Here is an 18,991-nt window from a genome sequence, read left to right as displayed (position 1 = left end):
GGCGACCCTCAGAACCGCGCCGCGACGCCGCCCATGATGGTGCGTGGCTGGCCCGGGGTGGCGTAGCGGTTCTGGAAAGCACGGTCGTAGTAGGTCGCGTCGAGCAGGTTGTCGACGTTGAGGTAGACCCGGACATCCGGGGTGATCTGATAATACGAGATCAGGTTCACCACCGTGTAGGCGGGCATCGTGAAGGTCGACAGGGCCGTCCCGGCGGCGCGCTTTCCGACGACGTTGAGCCCACCCCCGAAGCCGAGCCCCTTCAGGGCGCCGCCCTGGATCTCGTAGACCGCCTGCAGGGCGAGGCTGTTGGCCGGGACGTTGGCGAGCCGGGTCCCGACCGGGATCGAATTGTCCCGCGCCACCGCCGCATCGACATGGGTGTAGGTGCCGATCGCGCGCAGGCCGGGCGCCAGCTCGCCCGCCACGGTGAGATCGAAGCCGCGGCTCTGAACCACGCCGGTGGCGACGCTGAAGGCGGAATCGAGCGGGTCCGTGGTCGGGACGTTGGTGCGCCGGATGTCGAATACCGCCGCGGTGGCGTTCAGCCGGCCATCGAGCAGGCCGACCTTCACGCCGACCTCGTAGCCCTCGCCCCCCTCGAAGGCGAGGGGCTGGCCGCGCCGGTCCAATGCGGTGCTGGGCTTGAACGAGCGCGCGTAGTTTCCGTAGACGGAGACCGCGTCGGACAGGTCGTAGACCAAGCCGAAGCGCGGCAGCGCCTCCGTGCCCCGCAGGTTCGTGGTGCGGTTCGCGGGGTAGGATGTCGAGTCCTGTCCAACATCCTCGACCCGGACCCCGACCAGGGCGTGCAGCCGGGGCGTGATGTCGATCTGGTCCTGGACGTAGCCGGCGTAGCTCTCGGTGTGCTGCAGGAAGTTGGTGATGGTGGGCAGGCTGCGCGGCAGCGCCTGGCCGTAGCGCGGCGCCAGCACATCGAGCAGGAACGGATAGGGCGCGGCGTTCGAGCGGTCGAAGAGTTCCCGGTAGCGGTAGCGGTCGTATTCGAGGCCGAGCAGCAGGGTGTGGTGCAGGAACCCGGTCTCGAACTTGCCCGCGAGGTTGAGCTGCAGGTCGGTGTCGGACCAGGTCAGGTCACGCCATTCCAGGTTCCGCCGCAGGGTGCGGCCGTCCGGCAGGAAACCATTGGCCGCGGCGCCGACGCCCCAGCTCTTCAAGGTGCCGCCGAGTACCTGGGCGCCGGCGGTGAGGACCCAGTCCTGGTCGAACCGGTGTTCGATCCGCAGCTGACCGAGGGCATCCTGCACCTGGCTTGGCGGCAAGCCGGGCTCGCTGAGGAAGCGGGAGCGCGGCACGTTCCGCAGCCGGCCCAGGAGGGGAACGATGCCGCGGTCGAAGGTCGTGCCGGTGCTGACGAACGCGCCTTCCAGGGTGATCGTCGTGTCCGCGCTGGGCTTCCAGGCCAGGACGGGGGCGACGTGGTAGCGGTCACCGCTCACGTAGTCGCGAAAGCTGCCGTTGTCCTCCACCGCGCCGGTGATGCGGGCGAGAACCTGGCCGCTCTCGTCGAGAGCTCCGGTGGCATCGAAGGTGCTGCGCTTGGCGCCATAGCTGCCGAATTGCGTCCCGATCGCCAGCGACCGCTCGGCCAGGGGCTGCTTGGTCACGATGTTGAAGGTGCCGCCGGGATCGCCGCGGCCGTACAGGAAGGCGGAGGGCCCCTTCAGCACCTCGATCCGCTCGATCGCGACGACATCGGGCGTGTTCGGGTAGCCGCGATTGATCGGGAAGCCGTTGCGATAGTAATCGAACACGGAGAAGCCGCGGATCGTGACTTCGGTCAGACCCAGGCCGCCGAAATTATTGGAGCGGCCAACGCCGGCTAGGTCGAGGGCGGTGTCGATCCGCGTGGCCGCGGCATCCTCCAGCACCTGCCGGGAAACTGGTACCACCGTCTGCGGGACATCACGCAAGGGCGTGTCGGTGCGGGTGGCGCTGACGCTCCGAGACGGGGCGTAGCCGTCCGGAGCCCGGGAGGCGCCGCCGCCCTGGCCGGTGACGGAGAGCTCTTCAAGCAGGACCTCGTGATTCGTGTCAGGTGCAGGTTTCGCGGAGGCGCTATCTGGGTTGAGAAGTGCGGTATTTCCAATAACAAAGGCTGAAACGACAGCTATTATTTTTGGATATGAAATTTCAGGTTTGGATCGGGGAGTGTTTGTTGCCACGTTCTAAGGCCACGCTACGTCGAGGCCGCCGAGATGGTGGAGTGGGAGCGACGTGGTCAAGCTTTCCGAGCGCACATTGGGCGGCACGGAACTTGGAACGACTTCGATCTGCCTGCGGATTAGCTTACGAAAATTCGAAGCTGCGTCGAGACGGTGCCGACCTGTTGCTCCCAGGCAACATCGCGGTCGTGGGCCCAGGCCGCTTGCTCTACCCGACGCCGAGCAGCCGCGCCCGGCGTTCCAGCACCGAGGGCCAGACCTCCGGGTTGACCAGGCGCGGCGGGGTCTCGCCCCGCAGGAGGCCGACGATCTGCTCGGCGCCCCAGGCCGCCACGTTGCGGCGCGCCTCGTGGGTGACGCCGGCGGTGTGGTAGGTCGCCACCACCGTGTCGAACTGGAGCAGGGGGGCGTCCAGCGGCGGCGGCTCCGGTGCCCAGACGTCGAGGCCGGCCCCCGCCAGATGGCCGGAGGCCAGCGCGTCGGCCAAAGCTGCCTCGTCGTGCACCCCGCCCCGGGCCGTGGTGATGAACAGCGCCCCCGGCTTCATGGCGGCGAAGGTCTCGGCGTCGAAGCTGCCGCGCGTCGTGTCGTCGAGCGGACAATGCAGGGACACGATGTCGGAGTCAGCGAGCAGGCGCGCCCGGTCCACCGGCTCGGCGCCGCGGGCTCGGATCTCGTCGGAAGAGAGCAGCGGGTCGTAGGCCAAAACCCGCATGTCGAAGCCGCGGGCGAGCTTGGCGACCTCCCGGCCGGTATGGCCGATGCCGACGAGGCCGAGGGTCGCGCCGCCGATCTCGTGGCCCATCAGCGATTCCCGGGAGAAGCCCCGTTCCGTCCGCAGCAGCCGGTCCGAGACGCAGATCTTGCGGGAGATTGCGAGCATCAGGCCGATGGCGAGCTCCGCCACCGAGCGGGCATTGCCGCCGACCTGGTTGACCACGGCGACGCCCGCCCGGGTGCAGGCGGCCGCGTCCACCGTGTCGAAGCCCGCCCCGCCCGAGGAGACCGCGAGCAGGTTCGGGCAGCCGGCCAGCAGTTCGTCCGTCACGTGCCAGCGGCGGGGCAGCTCGTCCCGGGCCGGCGAGACGTGGAAGACATGAGCCTGCGCCAGCAGCGCCTCGAGCGTCTCCGCCGGGCCCTGCAGGTCGCCGACCTGCAGGTCGATGTCCGGCTCGGCCCTCAGCCGCGCGTCGAAGACCGGGTTGATCCAGAGATTGAACCGGCAGACGCGCTTGAGGGCCGCCATCGGGTCACCCGTTCACGACGGCGTCGATCGCATCGACCACGTGGTCGATGTTGTGGGTGTTGACCGCCGCCACGCAAATCCGGCCGGTCTCGAGGGCGTAGACCTCGTGCTCCTCGCGCAGGCGCGTGGCCTCCGCGGGGGTCAGGCCGGTGTAGGAGAACATACCCTTCTGCACCTTGATGGCGTCGAAGCCGCGCTCGGGGTGGCGCTGCTGCAGGCTGTCGGCCATGCGCACCCGCATGGACCGGATCCGCTCGCGCATCTCGGCGAGCTCCCGCTCCCAGTCGGCGCGCAGCTCCGGATCGGTCAGCACCATCTCGACGATGGCCGCGCCATGGGTCAGCGGGTTCGAGTAGCTCGCCCGCACCAGACGCTTGGCCAAGGCCTCGACCTTGGTTTTCATGGCCGGGGTCTCGGCCACGATCGTCAGGGCGCCGACGCGCTCGCCGTAGAGCGAGAACGACTTCGAGAACGACGAGGCGACCAGGAATTCCTGGCCGGATTCGGCGAACAGCCGCACCGGCGCGGCATCCGCGTCGAGGCCGTCGCCAAAACCCTGGTAGGCGATGTCGAGGAACGGGATGAGGCCGCGCTCGGCGAGCAGGGGCGCCAGATCGCTCCACTCGTCGGGCGTCAGGTCGGCGCCCGTCGGGTTGTGGCAGCAGGCGTGCAGCACCACGATCGAGCCCTTCGGCAGGCCCTCGAGGTAAACGCGCATCGCCGGGTAATCGACGCCGCCGGTCTCGGCCGAGAAGTAGGGATAGTCGACGACCGTGAAGCCGGCCTGGGTGAACAGCGCCTTGTGGTTCTCCCAGCTCGGGTTGCTCACCGCCACGGTGGCGCCGGGCTTCAGCCGGGCCAGCACGTCGGCGCCGGTCTTCAGGGCGCCGGTGCCGCCGATGCTCTGGAGCGTGGCGGTGCGGTTCTGCGACAAGATCGGGGCGCCCGCACCGAACAGCAGGGCCTGGACCGCGTCGCGGAACGGCTTGGTGCCCTCGATCGGCCGGTAGGTCTTCGGCAGGCCTTTCTCGATCCAGCGCTTCTCGGCGGTCTGCACGGCGCGCAGGCGCGGCACCTTGCCGTCGGCATCCGTGTAGACCCCGACCACGAGGTTGAGCTTTTTCGTGCTCGTGTCGGCGTTGAAGGCCTCGAACAGGCGCATGATCGGGTCGAGCGGCGCGTCCTGGATGCCGGCGAACAGCGAGGTCATGATCGTCAATCGTCCCAGAGGGTCTTCGATGCGGCGCGAGCGGGCGGTTCTCTTCAAAGTCGCGGGCCGGCCGATGGCCTTATTTCTCACATCGCGCTCGCCCGCCAGCGCTTCCGCGCGCGGCAGCGTCCCGATCCGCTCAAGGATGAACGGGTTTTGAAACCGAACCGTGCCCGCGCCGAGGTCGATGCACGCTTCCCGCGTGGTGCGGCTGCCCCTAACGTGAGGTGATGAAGCAGAGCCACGTCCTGATATGCGTCGGCCTCCTCGCCGCGGCCCCGGCCGCCGCGCAGGCCCCCGTGCGGATCGGCCTGTCGGCGCCGCTCTCGGGGCCGGATGCCGCCTTCGGCCAGGGCCTGCGGCAGGGCGCCGAGCAGGCGGTGGCCGACCTCAACCGGGCCGGCGGCGGGCGGCCGAAATTCGCCCTCGTGCCGGCCGACGATGCCGGCGACCCCAGGCAGGCTGCCGCCGCCGCGAAGAAGTTCACGGCCGACGGCGTGCGCTTCGTGGTCGGGCCGTTCGGATCCGCGGCGGTCGCCGCGGCGGCGTCGGTCTACGAGGAAGCGGGCGCCGTGCTGGTCGCGCCCGGCGCCACCTATGCGCCCCTGACCGGCCGCGGGTTGGGGACCCTGTTCCGGCTGGCTCCGAGCGACGCCCAGCAGGGGCGGGCGGCGGGGAGCTATCTCGCCAAGGCGTTCGCCGGGCGGCGGGTCGCCATCCTCAACGACCGCTCGACCTATGGGCGCGGCCTCGCCGAGGCGGTGGCTGCGCGCCTGAAGGAGGCCGGCACTCCGGAGGTGCTGTTCGACGGCTTTCCGCGCGGGACCCACGACCTGTCCGATCTGGTCGCGCGGCTGAAGGCGGCGCGAGTGGAGGCGGTGTATTTCGGCGGCCTCGCCCCGGAGGCTGCCACGCTCGTCCGCGCCCTGCGCGAGGCCGCCATCGGCGCCCCGCTGGTGGCGAGCGACGGCATCCTCGATCCCGCCTTCGCGGTTCTGGCCGGTCCGGCCGGGGAGGGGACCGTGATGACCCTGCCGCCCGATCCGCCGCGCCTGCCCGATCCGAAGGGCGGCAAGGCACTTCCGCGCAGTGCCGAGGCCGAGAGCGTGGCGGCCTCGGGCTACGCCGCGGTGGAGGTTCTGGCCCAGGCGCTGGAGCACGCCCGCGCGGCGGATCCGAAGGCTGGGCGCATCCCGGACGGCCGCAAAGTCGCCGAGGCCCTGCACGGCCCCCAGCCCGTGCGCACGATCCTCGGCCCGGTCGCATTCGACGAACGCGGCGACCGGGCCGCCGGCGCCGTCACGTTGCGGGTCTGGCGCCGGACGCCCGACGGGCGCCTCGATTACATCGGCAACGACGTCTCCGGCCCGTGAAGACGGGCCGGTCAGGCCCACGATTCGAGATGCAGTCCCGGAGCCTCATCCCGAAGATCGCCGCCGGCTTTCGCAAAAGATGACGCCAAATCAGCGCCCGCGCGCGTCATCCAGGGCTCGATATCCAGTCCGATGCGTGCGGCGTGACTTGCCGCGGGATCGTGCGACGACTAAATGCGGGCTGCGTCGCTCAGCAGGCGCGGACCGTCCGTCGGATCGGATCCGCGCCCTGCGGCGTTTCCCGAGCTTGATGACAGCCGTAGAAGTTTTGCCGGAACGCCTGCTGCCGGACGGTCCGACTGGAGAAGGTGCATGGCGAAAGAAGAATTGATGCAGTTCGACGGTCTCGTGATCGAGATCCTGCCGGACGCGCGCTACCGCGTGCAGCTCGACCAGGGCCACGAGATCGTGGCCTACACGGCCGGCAAGATGAAGAAGAACCGCATCAAGACGCTGGCGGGTGACCGGGTCACGGTCGAGATGTCGCCCTACGATCTCGAGAAGGGGCGCCTCGTGTTCCGTCACAAGGACGAGCGTTCCGCGGGCCCGCGTCCGCAGGTGCGGGGCGGTCAGTTCCGCCGCCGTTGATGGCCGCGCGCGCGACCCGGGTCTCCTCGGTCGCGCCGGCCTATCTGCTCCTCACCCTCACGGCCCTGCTCTGGGCCGGAAACGCGGTCAGCAGCCGTTGGGCTCCGGGCCATGTCTCGCCGCAGGTTATCACGACGCTGCGCTGGGCGGTGGCCTGCACGGTGCTCGCGCCGTTCGCGGGGCGCCGGCTCGTGGCGGAATGGCCGCTCCTGCGGCCGCACTGGCTGCGCATCCTGCTGATGGGCGGCCTCGGCTACACGGCCTTCAACTGCCTGTTCTACGCTGCCGGCGTCCATACCGGCGCGGTCAACCTGGCGCTGTTCCAGGGGGCGATCCCGGTCTTGGTGATCGTGATGAATCGTCTGGCCTACCGGGTGCCGGTCACCGCCGGCCAGATGATCGGCGTGGTCCTGACGCTGATCGGCGCCGGCATCGCGGCGACCCACGGTGACTGGACGGTGCTGACGCGCCTCGACTTCAACCGGGGCGACGTGCTCGTGTTCGGCGCCTGCCTGCTCTATGCGGGCTACACCATCTTCCTGCCGATGCGCCCGAAGGTGTCGGCCCTGGCGTTCTTCGCCGCCATGGCGATCGCCGCCTTCGTCACGTCGCTGCCGCCGCTCGCCGTCGAGTGGGCCACGGGTCACGCGGTCTGGCCGGGCCTGGAGGGCTGGGCGATGGTCGCCTTCGTCGGCCTCGGGCCGTCGCTGCTAGCGCAACTGTTCTTTATGCGCGGGGTCGAGCTGATCGGCCCGAACCGGGCCGGCCTGTTCGTCAACCTCGTGCCGATCTTCGGCGCGATCCTCGCCGTCCTGCTGGTCGGCGAGCCGTTCGGAGCGACGCAAGCCATCGCCCTGGCCCTGGTGCTCGGGGGGATCGCCTGTGCCGAGCGCCTGAAGCCGGCGCTCGCCGCCGAGGCGACCCCCGAAGCCGCTTATTCGCAGACGCGCACGCGTCGGATGTAGACGTCGCCGTATGGATCGACGGTGCGGCGGCGCTCGAAGTGGCAGACCGGACCGTAATCCTCTTCCACGTAGACCGGCGGCGGGGCGCGATAGACCGGGCGGCCGGGATAGTAGCCGTTGTTGGACGACGCGATGGCGCCGCCGACCGCGAGACCGCCGAGCACGCCGAGGGCGGCCGCGCCGCCCGCGCCGATCCCGTCACGGGCCTGGGCGGCCGGCGCGAGGGTGGCGAGGCTCCCGACGATGAGGCTCGTCGCGAGAAGGTACTTCATGACATTCCCCCTGATGGGTGCGATTCGATCCGAGATAGCCCGACTACCACATCCCAGCTTTGGGGCGTTTGTTCGGCCGCACATCCCGGCTTGACGTGGGGTGTTCCGACGCACCAAACCCCGGGGCGGGACCTATCAAGCGGAGGCCGGCATGGTGACACGGGGCTTCGTCGGGCGCAGGCAGCCGCCCGAGACCGGCGCGCGCATCCCGCCCGGCCAATATCTCACCGACGATTTCCCGATCCTGCAGATCGGCCCCAACCCGACGGTCGATCTCGCCACCTGGCGGTTCACGCTGCGCGTGGGCTCGCGGCCGATCAAGGCGTGGAGCTGGGAAGACTTCGAGGCGCTGCCCCGCACCACCTGGCAGGGGGACATCCACTGCGTCACCAAGTGGTCGAAGTTCGACACCGCCTGGGAGGGCGTGAGCTTCGACGACCTGCTGGCCGATGCCGGCATCACGGCGCCGACCGGGTATCTCCTGGCGGAATCCTTCGACGACTACACCACCAACGTGCCGGTGGCCGACCTCGTGAACGGCCGCGCCATGGTGGCGACCCGCTATGCCGGCCAGCCGATCCACCCGGACCATGGCGGCCCGGCGCGGCTGCTGGTGCCGCATCTCTACTTCTGGAAGAGCGCCAAATGGGTGAAGGGCCTGCGCTTCACCCAGACCGACACGGCCGGCTTCTGGGAGCTGCGCGGCTACCACATGTACGGGGATCCCTGGCGTGAGCAGCGCTACACCGGTGACTGAGCCGATCGTCTTCCGCTGGCACCACGCCGAGATCACCGCCATCGCACCCGTCACCCCGCGGGTGAACAGCTTTCGGCTGCGCTGCGATCTGGCGAACGCATACCGCGCGGGCCAGCACGTCGATGTCCGGCTGACCGCCGAGGACGGCTACCAAGCCCAGCGCAGCTACTCGATCGCCTCGGCGCCCGACGGCAGCGGCACCCTCGAGCTGATGGTCGAGGCTTTGCCCGACGGCGAGGTCTCGGGCTGGTTCTCGCAGGCCGCAGAAATCGGCGACCGGGTCGAGCTGCGCGGGCCGATCGGCGGCTCGTTCTCCTGGGATGGCCCGGACGGCGGCCCGCTGCTGCTGGGAGCCGGCGGATCCGGCGTGGTGCCGCTGCTGGCGATGCTGAGGCGGCGCGCGCTCGTCGCCCCGCAGATCCCGGCGGCCCTGATCTACTCCGCCCGCACCCGGGAGGAGGCGATCGCTCTGCCCGAGCTGGAGCGCCTGGCCGACGACGGCATCGGCTTCTCGCTGCACCTCACCACCACCCGGGATGCCGGCGGCCGGCGGATCGACGCCGCCCTGGTGGCCGTTGCCCTGGCGCGGATCGGACGGCCGGAAAAGGTCTTTCTCTGCGGCTCGAACCGCTTCGTCGCTGCAGCCTCGGACCTGATCCTGGCGGAGGGCGTCCCGGCGGGCGTGATCCGCACCGAGCGGTTCGGGGCCTGATCAGGGGCTGAAGATCAGCACGAGATAGACGAAGAACACCACGAGGTGCACCGCGCCCTCGAGCATCGTGGTGCGCAGGCCCGAGAAGGTCTGCATGCTCAGGATCAGCGTCACCGCGAGCAGCGTCATCTCGGTGGGCTTGAGGCCGAGCACGACGGTCTGGCCGGTGAGCAGGCCGATGGTAAGGATCGCCGGCACCGTGAGGCCGACCGTCGAGGTGGCCGCCCCCAGGCACAGGTTGATCGCCAGCTGTAGCTCGTTGCGGGCGATGGCCTTGAGCGCCGAGATCGCCTCCGGAGTGAACACGATGGCGGCGATCAGCACGCCTCCGAGCGCCGAGGGCGCGCCCAGGGCCGCGATGCCGTGGTCGAGGATGACCGCTAGGCTTTTCGCCAGCAGCACGATCGGCACGACGTTGGCGAGCAGCAGGACGACGTGCTTGGCGACCCCGCCGCCCGAGATCGAACCCGCGCCGGACTCGGCTTCCGCCGCCTCGTCCGCATCCTGGAAGAAATCGCTGTGGCGGCTGGTCTGGATCAGCAGGAACACGCCGTAGAGCGCCAGGGTGAACACCGAGAAGGTCACCGCCTGGAGGGTGGTCAGGGTGCCGTCGGCGGTCGAGCTGGTGAAGTTCGGGATAATCAGCGCGATGGTGGTCAGCGGGATGATCACCGACAGGAAGGCCGAGGCCCCCTGCAGGTTGTAGCTCTGCTGGTGGTGGCGCAGGCCGCCGACCAGAAGCCCGAGGCCGACCACGCCGTTCAGCACGATCATCAGCACGGCGAACATCGTGTCGCGGCCAAGCGTCGGCGCCTCCTTGGCCGAGAGCATCACGGCGGAGATCAGCGCCACCTCGATGATCACGATCGCCAGGGTCAGCACCAGGGTGCCCAGGGGCTCGCCGAGCCGATGGGCCAGATCCTCCGCCTCGTGAACAACCCCGAAGGCCGACCAGACGATGACCGCGAGCAGCCACGCGAACAGGCCGCCCGCGAACCAGGGCTGTGCCAGGTCGCCGAGCCAGGTCGTTCCGAACCAGGCGAAGGCGAGGACCGTCGCCCACGCCACCGCCAGCCGCAGGGCTCCCGTCATGGCCTTCGTCGTCTCCGGTCAGATCGCTTGGATCGTGCGATGCACAGAACTAGACCGTGTCTTAGGTCAGACGACCGGTAAGGCCAGGGTTGCCAACTCGCCGCACCGTTTTGAGCGCGCGCAACCGGCCCATGCCGTGGCGGGAGTGGTCAGCCGGCTCGGTTGGCGCTACCATCTGGAACCCGAATAAAGTCCGGTGCCTGATTCCTCCGCCGCGCGATGGCGCGCTGCCGGGCGCGGCGCGGCCGTTGAGAGTTCCCGAAACTTGCCCTTCCCGACCCTGCCCGCCCCCCTCGCGCGGGCCCTGTCCGAGCGCGGCTACGCCGATCCCACCCCGGTCCAGGCCGCGGTGCTGGAAGCGGCCGCCGGCGCCCGCGACCTCCTCGTCTCCGCCCAGACCGGCTCCGGCAAGACCGTGGCCTACGGTCTCGCCATGGCCGACATGTTCTTCGGCAAAACCGGCGATGACGGCGCTGGCGAGGGCGAGACGCTGCCACCACCCGGTGCGCCGCTCGCCCTGGTGATCGCTCCGACCCGGGAACTGGCGCTTCAGGTCCAGCGCGAGCTGCTGTGGCTCTACGCCCCAGCCGGCGGGCGCGTCACCGCCTGCGTCGGCGGCATGGATCCCCGCCGCGAGGCCCGGATGCTAGCCGACGGCACCCACATCGTGGTCGGCACCCCGGGCCGCCTGCGCGATCATCTGGAGCGCCGCAACCTCGACCCGACGGCCCTGCGCGCCGTCGTGCTCGACGAGGCCGACGAGATGCTCGATCTCGGCTTCCGCGAGGATATCGAGTTCATCCTCTCGGGGACGCCCCCGGAGCGGGCGACCTACCTGTTCTCCGCGACCCTGCCGAAGGCGATCGAGTCGCTGGCCGAGCGCTATCAGCGCAACGCCCTGCGGCTGGCGATCAAGGGCGAGAGCAAGGGCCACGCCGACATCGCCTACCGGGCGGTGCGGATCATGCCCCGGGAGACCGAGCACGTGGTGCTCAACCTCCTGCGCGAGGCGGATGCGCCCACCGCGATCGTGTTCTGCAACACCCGCAACGCGGTGCGCCATCTCCAGGCAAGCCTGACCGAGCGCGGTTTCTCGGTGGTCGCGCTCTCGGGCGAACTCGGACAGGGCGAGCGCAACGCCGCCCTCCAGGCACTGCGCGACGGCCGGGCCCGGGTCTGCGTCGCCACCGACGTCGCTGCCCGCGGCATCGACCTGCCCGGCTTGAGCCTGGTCATCCACGCCGACCTGCCGCACGACGCCGAGGTGCTCCAGCACCGCAGCGGGCGGACCGGCCGCGCCGGCCGCAAGGGCACCTCGGTGCTTCTGATCCCGAATTCCCGGCGCCGCCGCGCCGAGCAGATGTTCGCCATCGCCAAGGTCAGCCCGGAGTGGTCCGGTCCGCCCTCGGCCGACGAAATCCGGAAGCTCGACGGCGAGCGCATGCTCTCCGACCCGCTCTTCTCCGAGCCGCCGGCCGAGGAGGATGTCGCGCTGGCCGGCGCCCTGCTCGCCGGCAAGACGCCGGAAGAGCTCGCCGCCCTGCTGGCCCGGGTCTACCGCACCCGCCTGCCGGCGCCGGAAGAGGTCAGCGATCCCGGCGAGGGCCGTGCCCCCCGCGGCGTCAGCGAGCGCCCGCCCTATGACCCGATGAACCCGGAGCAGATCGCCGCTCTGGGGCCGGCGGTGTGGTTCCGGCTCAATCTCGGCCGGCGCGACAACGCCGATCCGCGCCGCCTGCTGCCGATGCTCACCCGTCGCGGCGGCATCGGCCGCCAGGAGATCGGGGCGATCCGGATCTTCGATCGGGAGACCAAGTTCGAGATCCGCGGCAACGCCGCGGCGCGCTTCGCCGAGGCTTTCGCTCGCAACGGCTCGCCGGAGATCCAGGTCGAGGCGTTGGCCGGGGATGCTGGGCCGGCCGAGCGCAAGAGCGGCCCAAGTGGTCCGAAGGGGTTCGCCAGCCCGCGGGCCGGCAAGCACCAGCGTCACGCCGAGCGGTCCGGTCCCCGGCCCGATTCCAAGCCGGGCCGCAACACCGGCCGCAGCTGATCTTTTGGGATCATCCCCGGGGGCGTCGTCCCCCGGGCGGTGATGTCAGAAAACTTTTTTAACCGCGTCGCCCAGCGCGTCGACGCTTTCCTTCAGCTTTCGTCCGGCTGGCGCCAGGGACGGGAGCTTGATGCCGAGCACCTCGGTCTCCTCGTCGGCCGGTTCCGCCTGCGCGACGGTCGCGGCCGCAGCGCCCGGCTTGGCGGCATCCGCGATCTTCTTCGCCACGGGCGGCTTGGTTACGGCCACCGCCTTGCGCGAAGGCTTTTCGGCCGAGGCTGCGGCCGGCGTCGTCGCGACCGGCTTGGCCGCGGGCGCGATCGGGGACACGGCGACGTCGCGTGCCTTCACGGTCTCGGAGGCACGCGGGGGCTGCAGCGCCGCGGTGCGGGTTGGCGGCAGGGGCACGACGACCTGACGGGCGGCGGCGATCGGCGTCACCGGGGTCGGGGTGGGGATACGCTTGGTCGGCGCCTCGGGCACGGCCACGCTCTTGGCAGTCGGCGGCGCGGCGACGGGCACGGCCTTCGCCGAAGCTGAAACCGGCGGGCTCGCAGCAACCGGCGAGGCAACTGGCGCCAACGCTTCCGGCAACGATGCCATGCGCAGGGCCGGCTTTTCCGGCTCCGCGGGCTTCGCCGCGACGGGGGCCGCCGGGGCGATGCCGGCCACGGCCGGCAGGCCATCCTTCAGCTCGGGCCAGTCCGCGGCCCGGCTGATCGGTGCGCGCCTGATCGGCGTGGGGGCCGCGAGCCCGGCCATCAGGGTCGAGGCAGCGACGCCGAAGCCGGCGATGGCACTTGCGCCGACCAGCCCGATGAGGACGAGCCGTAGGCTGGGCCTGCGCCCGGGACGGGCCGCCTCAAACCGATGCGGTCTTGTATCGGACGGGTCCAAGGCGAGATCGATCATGGTCCGGGGTCTCTAGACACGATGCACGACGCGCGCGACCGGGCTCCCCATGACCGGCCGCCTCTCTCCGTTATTCGGAGATGGGTCGACTCTAGAGTCGATAGAGGAACCGCAATACGGCGCAAAGATGTCGGCTCGAATTGCGTGCCCGGTCAGTCGAGGATCGGCTATCCACAAGATAAGCTGAAGCCGCTTAAGAATCCGTCATCGGTTTCACCCCGGCGGGGCGGATGAACCGCTCTTCCGCGCCGGGCCGGGGCATGGACTTCGGTGATACGCCCGCTATGCGTCTGACCGTGGATACGACACCGACCCTGCTTCCGACTTCTGAGGCGCCGCCGAAAGAGCGCCTCTCCGGCTTCTGGCCCTGGGCCGGCTGGTCGACCCGGGCGCGGCTCGTCGCCGTGGTGCTGTTCATCGACGCTCTGGCGGCCCTGATCTCCTGCGGGGTGATCGTGCTGAACGCCCGCAATGCGGTGCGGGTCGAGACCCGCGCCTCCCTCGCCACCGTCGAGTCCCTGGTCGCCGACACGATCCGCCTGTCGGACACCGCATCGCCGGATACGCTGCTCCAGACCTTGGACCTGCGCTTCAAGACCCTGCGCCACGTCCGGGTCGCGGTCCTCGAGCCGGACGGCGACCAGGTCGGCAAGCCGATGCCGCCGCAAAAGTCCGAGCGCGAGGCGCCGCGCTGGTTCGCCGACCTGATCATGCCGCCGATCGAGCGCCACACCCTGCCGATCGTGGTCAACGACCAGACGCTGGGCACCGCGCAGATCACCACCCAGCCGATGGATGAGATCGACGAGATCTGGGGCTATGCCCGGGCGCTCTCGATGACCACCCTGGCGATCAATGCCGCGATGCTGATCGCGCTCTATCTCGCGCTGGGCCGCATCCTGGCGCCGCTGCAGCGTCTCGGCGCCGGCCTGACCCAGCTGGAGCACCACGATTACACCGCGCGGCTGGAGACGCCGGGCGCCCGCGAATTGGCCGTGATCGCCGAGCGGTTCAACAAGGTCGCCGAAGCCCTGAGCGAGGTGCGCGCCGCCAACGGCCGCCTCAACCGCCAGCTGCTTACCGCTCAGGACGACGAGCGGCGCCGCACCGCCCTGGAACTTCACGACGAGTTCGGCCCGTGCCTGTTCGCTCTGGAAGCCAACGCCGCCTCGATCGCCCGGATCGCCACCGGTCCGGCCGAACCCAGCCGCGAGAAGCTCGCCACGCGGGCGGCCGAGATCAGCGCCATTGTCGGGCAGGTCCAGACCGTCAATCGGGAGTTGCTGAACCGCCTGCGTCCGCACGGGCTCGGGCAGGCGCCGCTCGCCACCTGCCTCGACCTACTGCTGCGCGGCTTCGGTCAGCGGCATCCCGGCACGGCCTTCGTCGGCCGTTTCGACGGGCTGGCCCGCGGCTACGGCGACCTCGTGGACCTCACGGTCTACCGCTGCGTGCAGGAGAGCGCGACCAACGCTGTGCGGCACGGCGGCGCCAGCCGGATCGAGGCCGAGGCGATCGAAGCCAACGGAACCCTGCGTGTCACGATCCGCGACGACGGTACGGGAATCCCGCTCGAACATCGCACCGGACTCGGTCTGTCGGGGATGCGTGAGCGCGTCGAGGCACTGGACGGGACCTTCGCCCTTGACAATGCCGGCCCCGGAGCAATCGTCAAGATCACGATCCCCGTTCCGCCGGAGCGGGTCGACGAGAACAACAACGCGCCGAGCGCATGAACGCCATCGCCTCCCAGATCGACGCCGCCGCCACACGCCTGCCGGTCCTCGTGATCGACGATCACCCGATCGTCCTGCAGGGCTGTCGACGGGTCCTTGAGGATTCCGGGGTCGAGACCATCGCGGAGGCGACCACGGTGGTCGGCGGCTACCGGATCTTCCACCGGCTGCGCCCGCCGGTGGTGATCTGCGACCTGACCTTCCAGGGCAGCGGCATGGCCGGGCTCGGCCTGATCCGCCGCATCCGCGCGGTCGCCCCGGAGACGCGCATCCTGGTCTTCAGCATGCACAACGATCCGGTGATCGTTGCGCGTGCGCTGGAGGCCGGGGCGCTCGGCTACGTGCTGAAGGACCACGCCTCGGCCGAGCTGTTCGAGGCGTTCGGCAAGGTCCGGGTCGGCGAGGTCTATCTCGACCGCCGGCTCGCCACCGAGGTCGCGATGCTGCGTGCCGACGCGCGCCGGACACCGGAATCCCAGCTTACCCCTCGCGAGCAGCAGATCCTGGCGCGGCTGGCCCAGGGCCGCTCCTACGGGGCGATCGCCGCCGACCTGTCGGTGAGCTACAAGACCGTCACCAATGCCTGCTCGCAGATGCGCCAGAAGCTCGGCGTGCGGACCCTCGCCGAGCTGATCCACGTGGCCGTCACCCACGCCCAGCGGCAGGGTTAGCAACGGATCCCGGAGATGCCTTTGACCGACGGTGACGGTGGCCCGAACGCTTTCTCCCGCGATGCGTGGGCGCGCAACGCGGCCGCCTACGAGACCATCCGGACGATGCCGTTCAACGCCGAGTTGGCGGCCGGCACGCTGCGGCAGGATCGCTTCCGCCACTACATCGTGCAGGACGCACATTACCTGATCGGCTTCGGCCGGGCGCTCAGCCTCGCCGCCGCGAAGGCGCCGGACCCGGACGGCATCGTCCAGTTCTCCCGCGCCGCGCAGGACGCCATCGTGGTCGAGCGCGCGCTCCACGGCGGCTTCTTCCGCGACTACGGGATCGATCCGGAAACCTTCGCGGGCACCGCGCTGACCCCGGCCTGCCACCACTACGTGTCCTACCTCCTCGCCACGGCCTATGCCGAACCGTTCGAGGTACTGTGCGCGGCCCTGCTGCCGTGCTTCTGGATCTACAAGGCGGTGGGCGACAACATCTTCGCCCGCGCTGCCGCCAACAACCCGTACCGGGCCTGGATCGACACCTACGCGGGCGAGGAGTTCGCCGAGGCCGTGGCCGGGATGATCGCCGCCACCGACCGGGCCGCGGAGCAGGCGTCGCCGGTGGTGCGCGCGCGCATGCACGACGCCTTCACGCAGGCCACCCGCCTCGAATGGCTGTTCTGGGACAGCGCCTATCGGGATGCGGCGTGGCCGCTGTGACCGTTCCGGTCCGGTCGTGACGCCGCCGGACCTCAGCCGGCGGGCGATCCTGGCGGCGACCGCCGCCGCCGCGGTCACTCTCGCGCCAGCCAGATCCGGCGCCGCCGAGGCGCCGGGCTCGATCCCGCAGGACCGTCCGGTCCGGATCGCCATGATCCTGTATCCGGGCATGACCGCCCTCGACCTGGTCGGCCCCCAGGCGCTGCTCGCCGGCCTCGCCCCCGGCAGCCTCTATCTCGTCGCCAGATCCGAAGGCCCGATCGCCAGCGATACCGGCCTGAGCCTGGTGGCGACCCACACGTTCGCGACCTGCCCGCGCGATCTCGACGTCCTGCTGGTTCCCGGCGGCGACGGCACCCCCGAACAGATGCGCGACGCGGCCATGCTGGCCTTCCTGCGCGAGCAGGCGCTCCGTGCAGCATGGGTTACGAGCGTCTGCACCGGCTCGCTGATCCTGGGCGCGGCCGGCCTGCTCAGGGGCTATCGCGCCACCTCGCATTGGTGCGTGCGCGACGCGGTGCTGCCGCTGCTCGGCGCCGTCCCTGTCGCCGAGCGCGTCGTGTTCGACCGCAACCGCGCCACCGGCGCCGGCATCTCGGCCGGGCTCGACCTCGCCCTGGCTTTGGCCGCCCGCCTGCGCGGCCCCGATTACGCCCGCACCGCGCAGCTCGTTGCCGAATACGCGCCGGAGCCGCCCTTCCAGGCGGGCACCCCCGCGCAAGCCGGGCCGGCGATCGTGCGCGCCGCCGACCCGATCCTGGCGCCGCTCGTCGCGGGGGCGACCGAGGCCGCGCGGGGCTGAGCCTCCGAAAGCGATGCAGCCGCGCCACGCTGCCCGCCCACGTGATACGGCGTCCTTGACGGGGCCTCGCACGAACCGAACTGTCCCGGCAGGAACCCCCGGAGCCGACATGTCCCTGATCGCACGCCTGCGCGCCTACGCGACCGAGGCCCTCGGCGTCGGCGCCTCCGAGCCGGTGGACGACACGCATCTCGCGGCAACGGCGCTCCTCGTGCACGTCGCCCGGGTCGACGGCATCCTGGCGCCCGCCGAGAGCGAGCGTCTGTCCCGGATCGTGCAGGGCCGCTACGCCGACGGGCCGGACGCCGCCCGGGCGTTGATCGAGCGCGCCGCCGCCATCGACGCCGAGACCCGCGACGTGGCGAGCCTCGTTGAGATGATCCCGCACGAGGCCAACAAGGCCGAGCGGCAGGAGCTGCTGACCATGGCCTGGTCGGTGGCCGCCGCGGATGGGACTGTGGACGAGTTCGAGGAGGCGCTGGTCGAGCGCCTCGGCCGGCTGCTCGGCTTCGACGAGGCGGCGGTCACCGCGGCCCGGCGGACCGGGCAGCACGGCGTCGGCGCCGTCTGACCGCACGGGTCCCGGACGATGATCGCCAGCCTCGCGCTGATCCTGCTCGCCCAGCTCGTCGGCGAGGTCCTGGCCCGGGGGGCCGGCGTGCCGATCCCGGGCCCGGTGATCGGCATGGGGCTGATGTTCGGCTTCCTGCTGCTGCGCGACAGCCGAATCGGCCTGCCGCGCGTCCTGCCGAAGCCGCTCACCGACGGCACCCTCGAATCGACGGCGCGGGGGCTTCTGATGAACCTGTCGCTGATGTTCGTGCCGGCCGGCGTGGGCGTCGTCGGCCGTCTCGATCTGCTCCGGGCGCAGGGGCTCAAGCTCGCCATCGTGCTGGTGGTCTCCACCGCCCTGTCGCTGCTGGTGACCGTGCTGGTGTTCCGCGCCGTCGCGTCTTGCGTCGAGCGGCGGCGGCCCGACGGGGAGGCTTGAGCCATGGCTGGCGACTTCTCGCTCTGGGTCTACCTCGCCGGCACGCCGCTGCTGTGGCTGACCGTGACGCTGACCTCCTACGTCCTGGCCGACCGGATCGCCGCCGCCACCGACCGCCACCCGATTGCCAACCCGGTGCTGATCACGGTGATCCTGGTCGGCACCGTCCTGGCGGTGACGGGGACGCCGTATCCGACCTATTTCGAGGGTGCGCAGTTCGTCCACTTCCTGCTCGGGCCGGCGACCGTGGTGCTCGCCATGCCCCTCTACGAGCGCCGGGCGACGGTCCTGCGCGCCCTGGTGCCGATGCTGGCCGCCCTGATGGCCGGGGCAGCCACGACGCTCGCCGTCGTCATCGTGCTGGCGCGGCTGCTCGACATCCCGCAGCCGATCCTGATCTCGCTGGCGCCGAAATCCGTGACCTCTGGGGTCGCCATGGGCATCGCCGAGGCGCTGGGCGGCGACCCGACGCTCACCGCGATCCTGGTGATCCTCACCGGCATCATCGGGGCGATCCTGGTGACGCCGATGATGAACCTCCTGCGGATCCGCGACATGCGCGCCCGCGGTTTTGCGGTCGGGCTCGCGGCCCACGGCATCGGCACCGCCCGGGCCTTCCAGGTGAGCGAGACCGCCGGTACCTTCGCGGGCATCGCCATGGGGCTCAACGCCTTCCTGACCGCGATCTTGGCACCCCTGGCGCTTCACCTGCTGTTCTGA

The 18,991-nt window shown here is 70.6% G+C and carries 19 protein-coding genes; 13 read left to right on the top strand and 6 right to left on the bottom strand.

What is annotated here, in order from left to right:
* Positions 1-8 precede the first annotated feature (8 nt).
* The 3 genes from MKL09_RS12490 to MKL09_RS12480 form a co-directional block, all read right to left on the bottom strand.
* Positions 9-2,138, bottom strand: a complete 2,130-nt coding sequence (locus MKL09_RS12490; protein ID WP_244020541.1) for a TonB-dependent siderophore receptor — start codon at positions 2,136-2,138, stop codon at positions 9-11.
* Between the two features lie 256 nt (positions 2,139-2,394).
* On the bottom strand, positions 2,395-3,432 hold the full coding sequence (locus MKL09_RS12485; RefSeq protein WP_244020507.1) for a hydroxyacid dehydrogenase: 1,038 nt from the start codon (positions 3,430-3,432) through the stop codon (positions 2,395-2,397).
* A gap of 4 nt (positions 3,433-3,436) precedes the next feature.
* Entirely contained in the window at positions 3,437-4,642 is a 1,206-nt protein-coding gene (locus MKL09_RS12480) for an amino acid aminotransferase (protein ID WP_244020506.1), read from the bottom strand.
* A 230-nt stretch (positions 4,643-4,872) separates the two neighbouring features.
* Here MKL09_RS12480 and MKL09_RS12475 point away from each other — a divergent pair, with 230 nt between their 5' ends.
* From MKL09_RS12475 to MKL09_RS12465, 3 genes are all read left to right on the top strand, one after another.
* Positions 4,873-6,015 carry a branched-chain amino acid ABC transporter substrate-binding protein gene (locus tag MKL09_RS12475; protein WP_244020505.1) on the top strand — a complete coding sequence of 381 codons (1,143 nt, stop codon included), beginning with the start codon at positions 4,873-4,875 and terminating at the stop codon, positions 6,013-6,015.
* A 312-nt stretch (positions 6,016-6,327) separates the two neighbouring features.
* Complete coding sequence (gene infA, locus MKL09_RS12470; protein ID WP_007561169.1) at positions 6,328-6,603, top strand: translation initiation factor IF-1; 276 nt, start codon at positions 6,328-6,330, stop codon at positions 6,601-6,603.
* Positions 6,603-7,568: a DMT family transporter gene (locus MKL09_RS12465; RefSeq protein WP_244020504.1), complete on the top strand. Its 966-nt coding sequence runs from the start codon at positions 6,603-6,605 to the stop codon at positions 7,566-7,568. The genes infA and MKL09_RS12465 overlap by 1 nt, the downstream gene beginning before the upstream one ends.
* Here MKL09_RS12465 and MKL09_RS12460 read toward each other — a convergent pair.
* The gene (locus MKL09_RS12460) at positions 7,538-7,840 is read right to left on the bottom strand and encodes a hypothetical protein (RefSeq protein WP_243968586.1); all 303 of its coding nucleotides are present in this window, start codon (positions 7,838-7,840) and stop codon (positions 7,538-7,540) included. The two genes, MKL09_RS12465 and MKL09_RS12460, sit on opposite strands and share 31 nt — an antisense overlap.
* A gap of 151 nt (positions 7,841-7,991) precedes the next feature.
* Between MKL09_RS12460 and MKL09_RS12455 the strand changes: the two genes are divergently transcribed.
* Entirely contained in the window at positions 7,992-8,597 is a 606-nt protein-coding gene (locus MKL09_RS12455; RefSeq protein ID WP_244020503.1) for a sulfite oxidase-like oxidoreductase, read from the top strand.
* A complete protein-coding gene (locus MKL09_RS12450; protein ID WP_244020502.1) occupies positions 8,572-9,309 on the top strand; it encodes an FAD-binding oxidoreductase in 738 nt (245 codons plus the stop codon). The genes MKL09_RS12455 and MKL09_RS12450 overlap by 26 nt, the downstream gene beginning before the upstream one ends.
* On the opposite strand, the gene MKL09_RS12445 is transcribed toward MKL09_RS12450, so the two are convergent.
* A complete protein-coding gene (locus tag MKL09_RS12445; protein ID WP_244020500.1) occupies positions 9,310-10,401 on the bottom strand; it encodes a calcium:proton antiporter in 1,092 nt (363 codons plus the stop codon).
* A 265-nt stretch (positions 10,402-10,666) separates the two neighbouring features.
* Here MKL09_RS12445 and MKL09_RS12440 point away from each other — a divergent pair, with 265 nt between their 5' ends.
* Positions 10,667-12,451 (top strand): DEAD/DEAH box helicase, encoded by a 1,785-nt coding sequence (locus MKL09_RS12440; RefSeq protein WP_244020498.1) that lies wholly within the window; start codon positions 10,667-10,669, stop codon positions 12,449-12,451.
* Positions 12,452-12,496: 45 nt separating this feature from the next.
* On the opposite strand, the gene MKL09_RS12435 is transcribed toward MKL09_RS12440, so the two are convergent.
* Positions 12,497-13,363, bottom strand: coding sequence for a hypothetical protein (locus MKL09_RS12435; RefSeq protein WP_244020496.1), 867 nt, complete (start codon positions 13,361-13,363; stop codon positions 12,497-12,499).
* 260 nt (positions 13,364-13,623) lie between these two features.
* On the opposite strand from MKL09_RS12435, the gene MKL09_RS12430 reads away from it, so the two are divergent.
* The 7 genes from MKL09_RS12430 to MKL09_RS12400 all read left to right on the top strand — a co-directional run bounded on the left by MKL09_RS12430 (position 13,624) and on the right by MKL09_RS12400 (position 18,991).
* Positions 13,624-15,099, top strand: a complete 1,476-nt coding sequence (locus MKL09_RS12430) for an ATP-binding protein (protein WP_244020540.1) — start codon at positions 13,624-13,626, stop codon at positions 15,097-15,099.
* Positions 15,096-15,770, top strand: a complete 675-nt coding sequence (locus MKL09_RS12425; protein WP_007561188.1) for a response regulator — start codon at positions 15,096-15,098, stop codon at positions 15,768-15,770. The genes MKL09_RS12430 and MKL09_RS12425 overlap by 4 nt, the downstream gene beginning before the upstream one ends.
* Positions 15,771-15,785: 15 nt before the next feature.
* Positions 15,786-16,478, top strand: a complete 693-nt coding sequence (gene tenA / locus MKL09_RS12420) for a thiaminase II (RefSeq protein ID WP_244020494.1) — start codon at positions 15,786-15,788, stop codon at positions 16,476-16,478.
* 16 nt (positions 16,479-16,494) lie between these two features.
* The gene (locus tag MKL09_RS12415; protein WP_244020492.1) at positions 16,495-17,280 is read left to right on the top strand and encodes a DJ-1/PfpI family protein; all 786 of its coding nucleotides are present in this window, start codon (positions 16,495-16,497) and stop codon (positions 17,278-17,280) included.
* Positions 17,281-17,389: 109 nt separating this feature from the next.
* A complete protein-coding gene (locus tag MKL09_RS12410) occupies positions 17,390-17,851 on the top strand; it encodes a TerB family tellurite resistance protein (protein WP_244020490.1) in 462 nt (153 codons plus the stop codon).
* An 18-nt stretch (positions 17,852-17,869) separates the two neighbouring features.
* Entirely contained in the window at positions 17,870-18,271 is a 402-nt protein-coding gene (locus MKL09_RS12405; protein ID WP_244020488.1) for a CidA/LrgA family protein, read from the top strand.
* A 3-nt stretch (positions 18,272-18,274) separates the two neighbouring features.
* A complete protein-coding gene (locus MKL09_RS12400; RefSeq protein WP_244020486.1) occupies positions 18,275-18,991 on the top strand; it encodes an LrgB family protein in 717 nt (238 codons plus the stop codon).

This window comes from Methylobacterium sp. J-048, from assembly GCF_022829515.1.
Taxonomy (GTDB): Bacteria; Pseudomonadota; Alphaproteobacteria; order Rhizobiales; family Beijerinckiaceae; genus Methylobacterium.
Note: the sequence above shows the minus strand (reverse complement) of the source record. Positions and strands in the feature narration are given on the sequence as shown.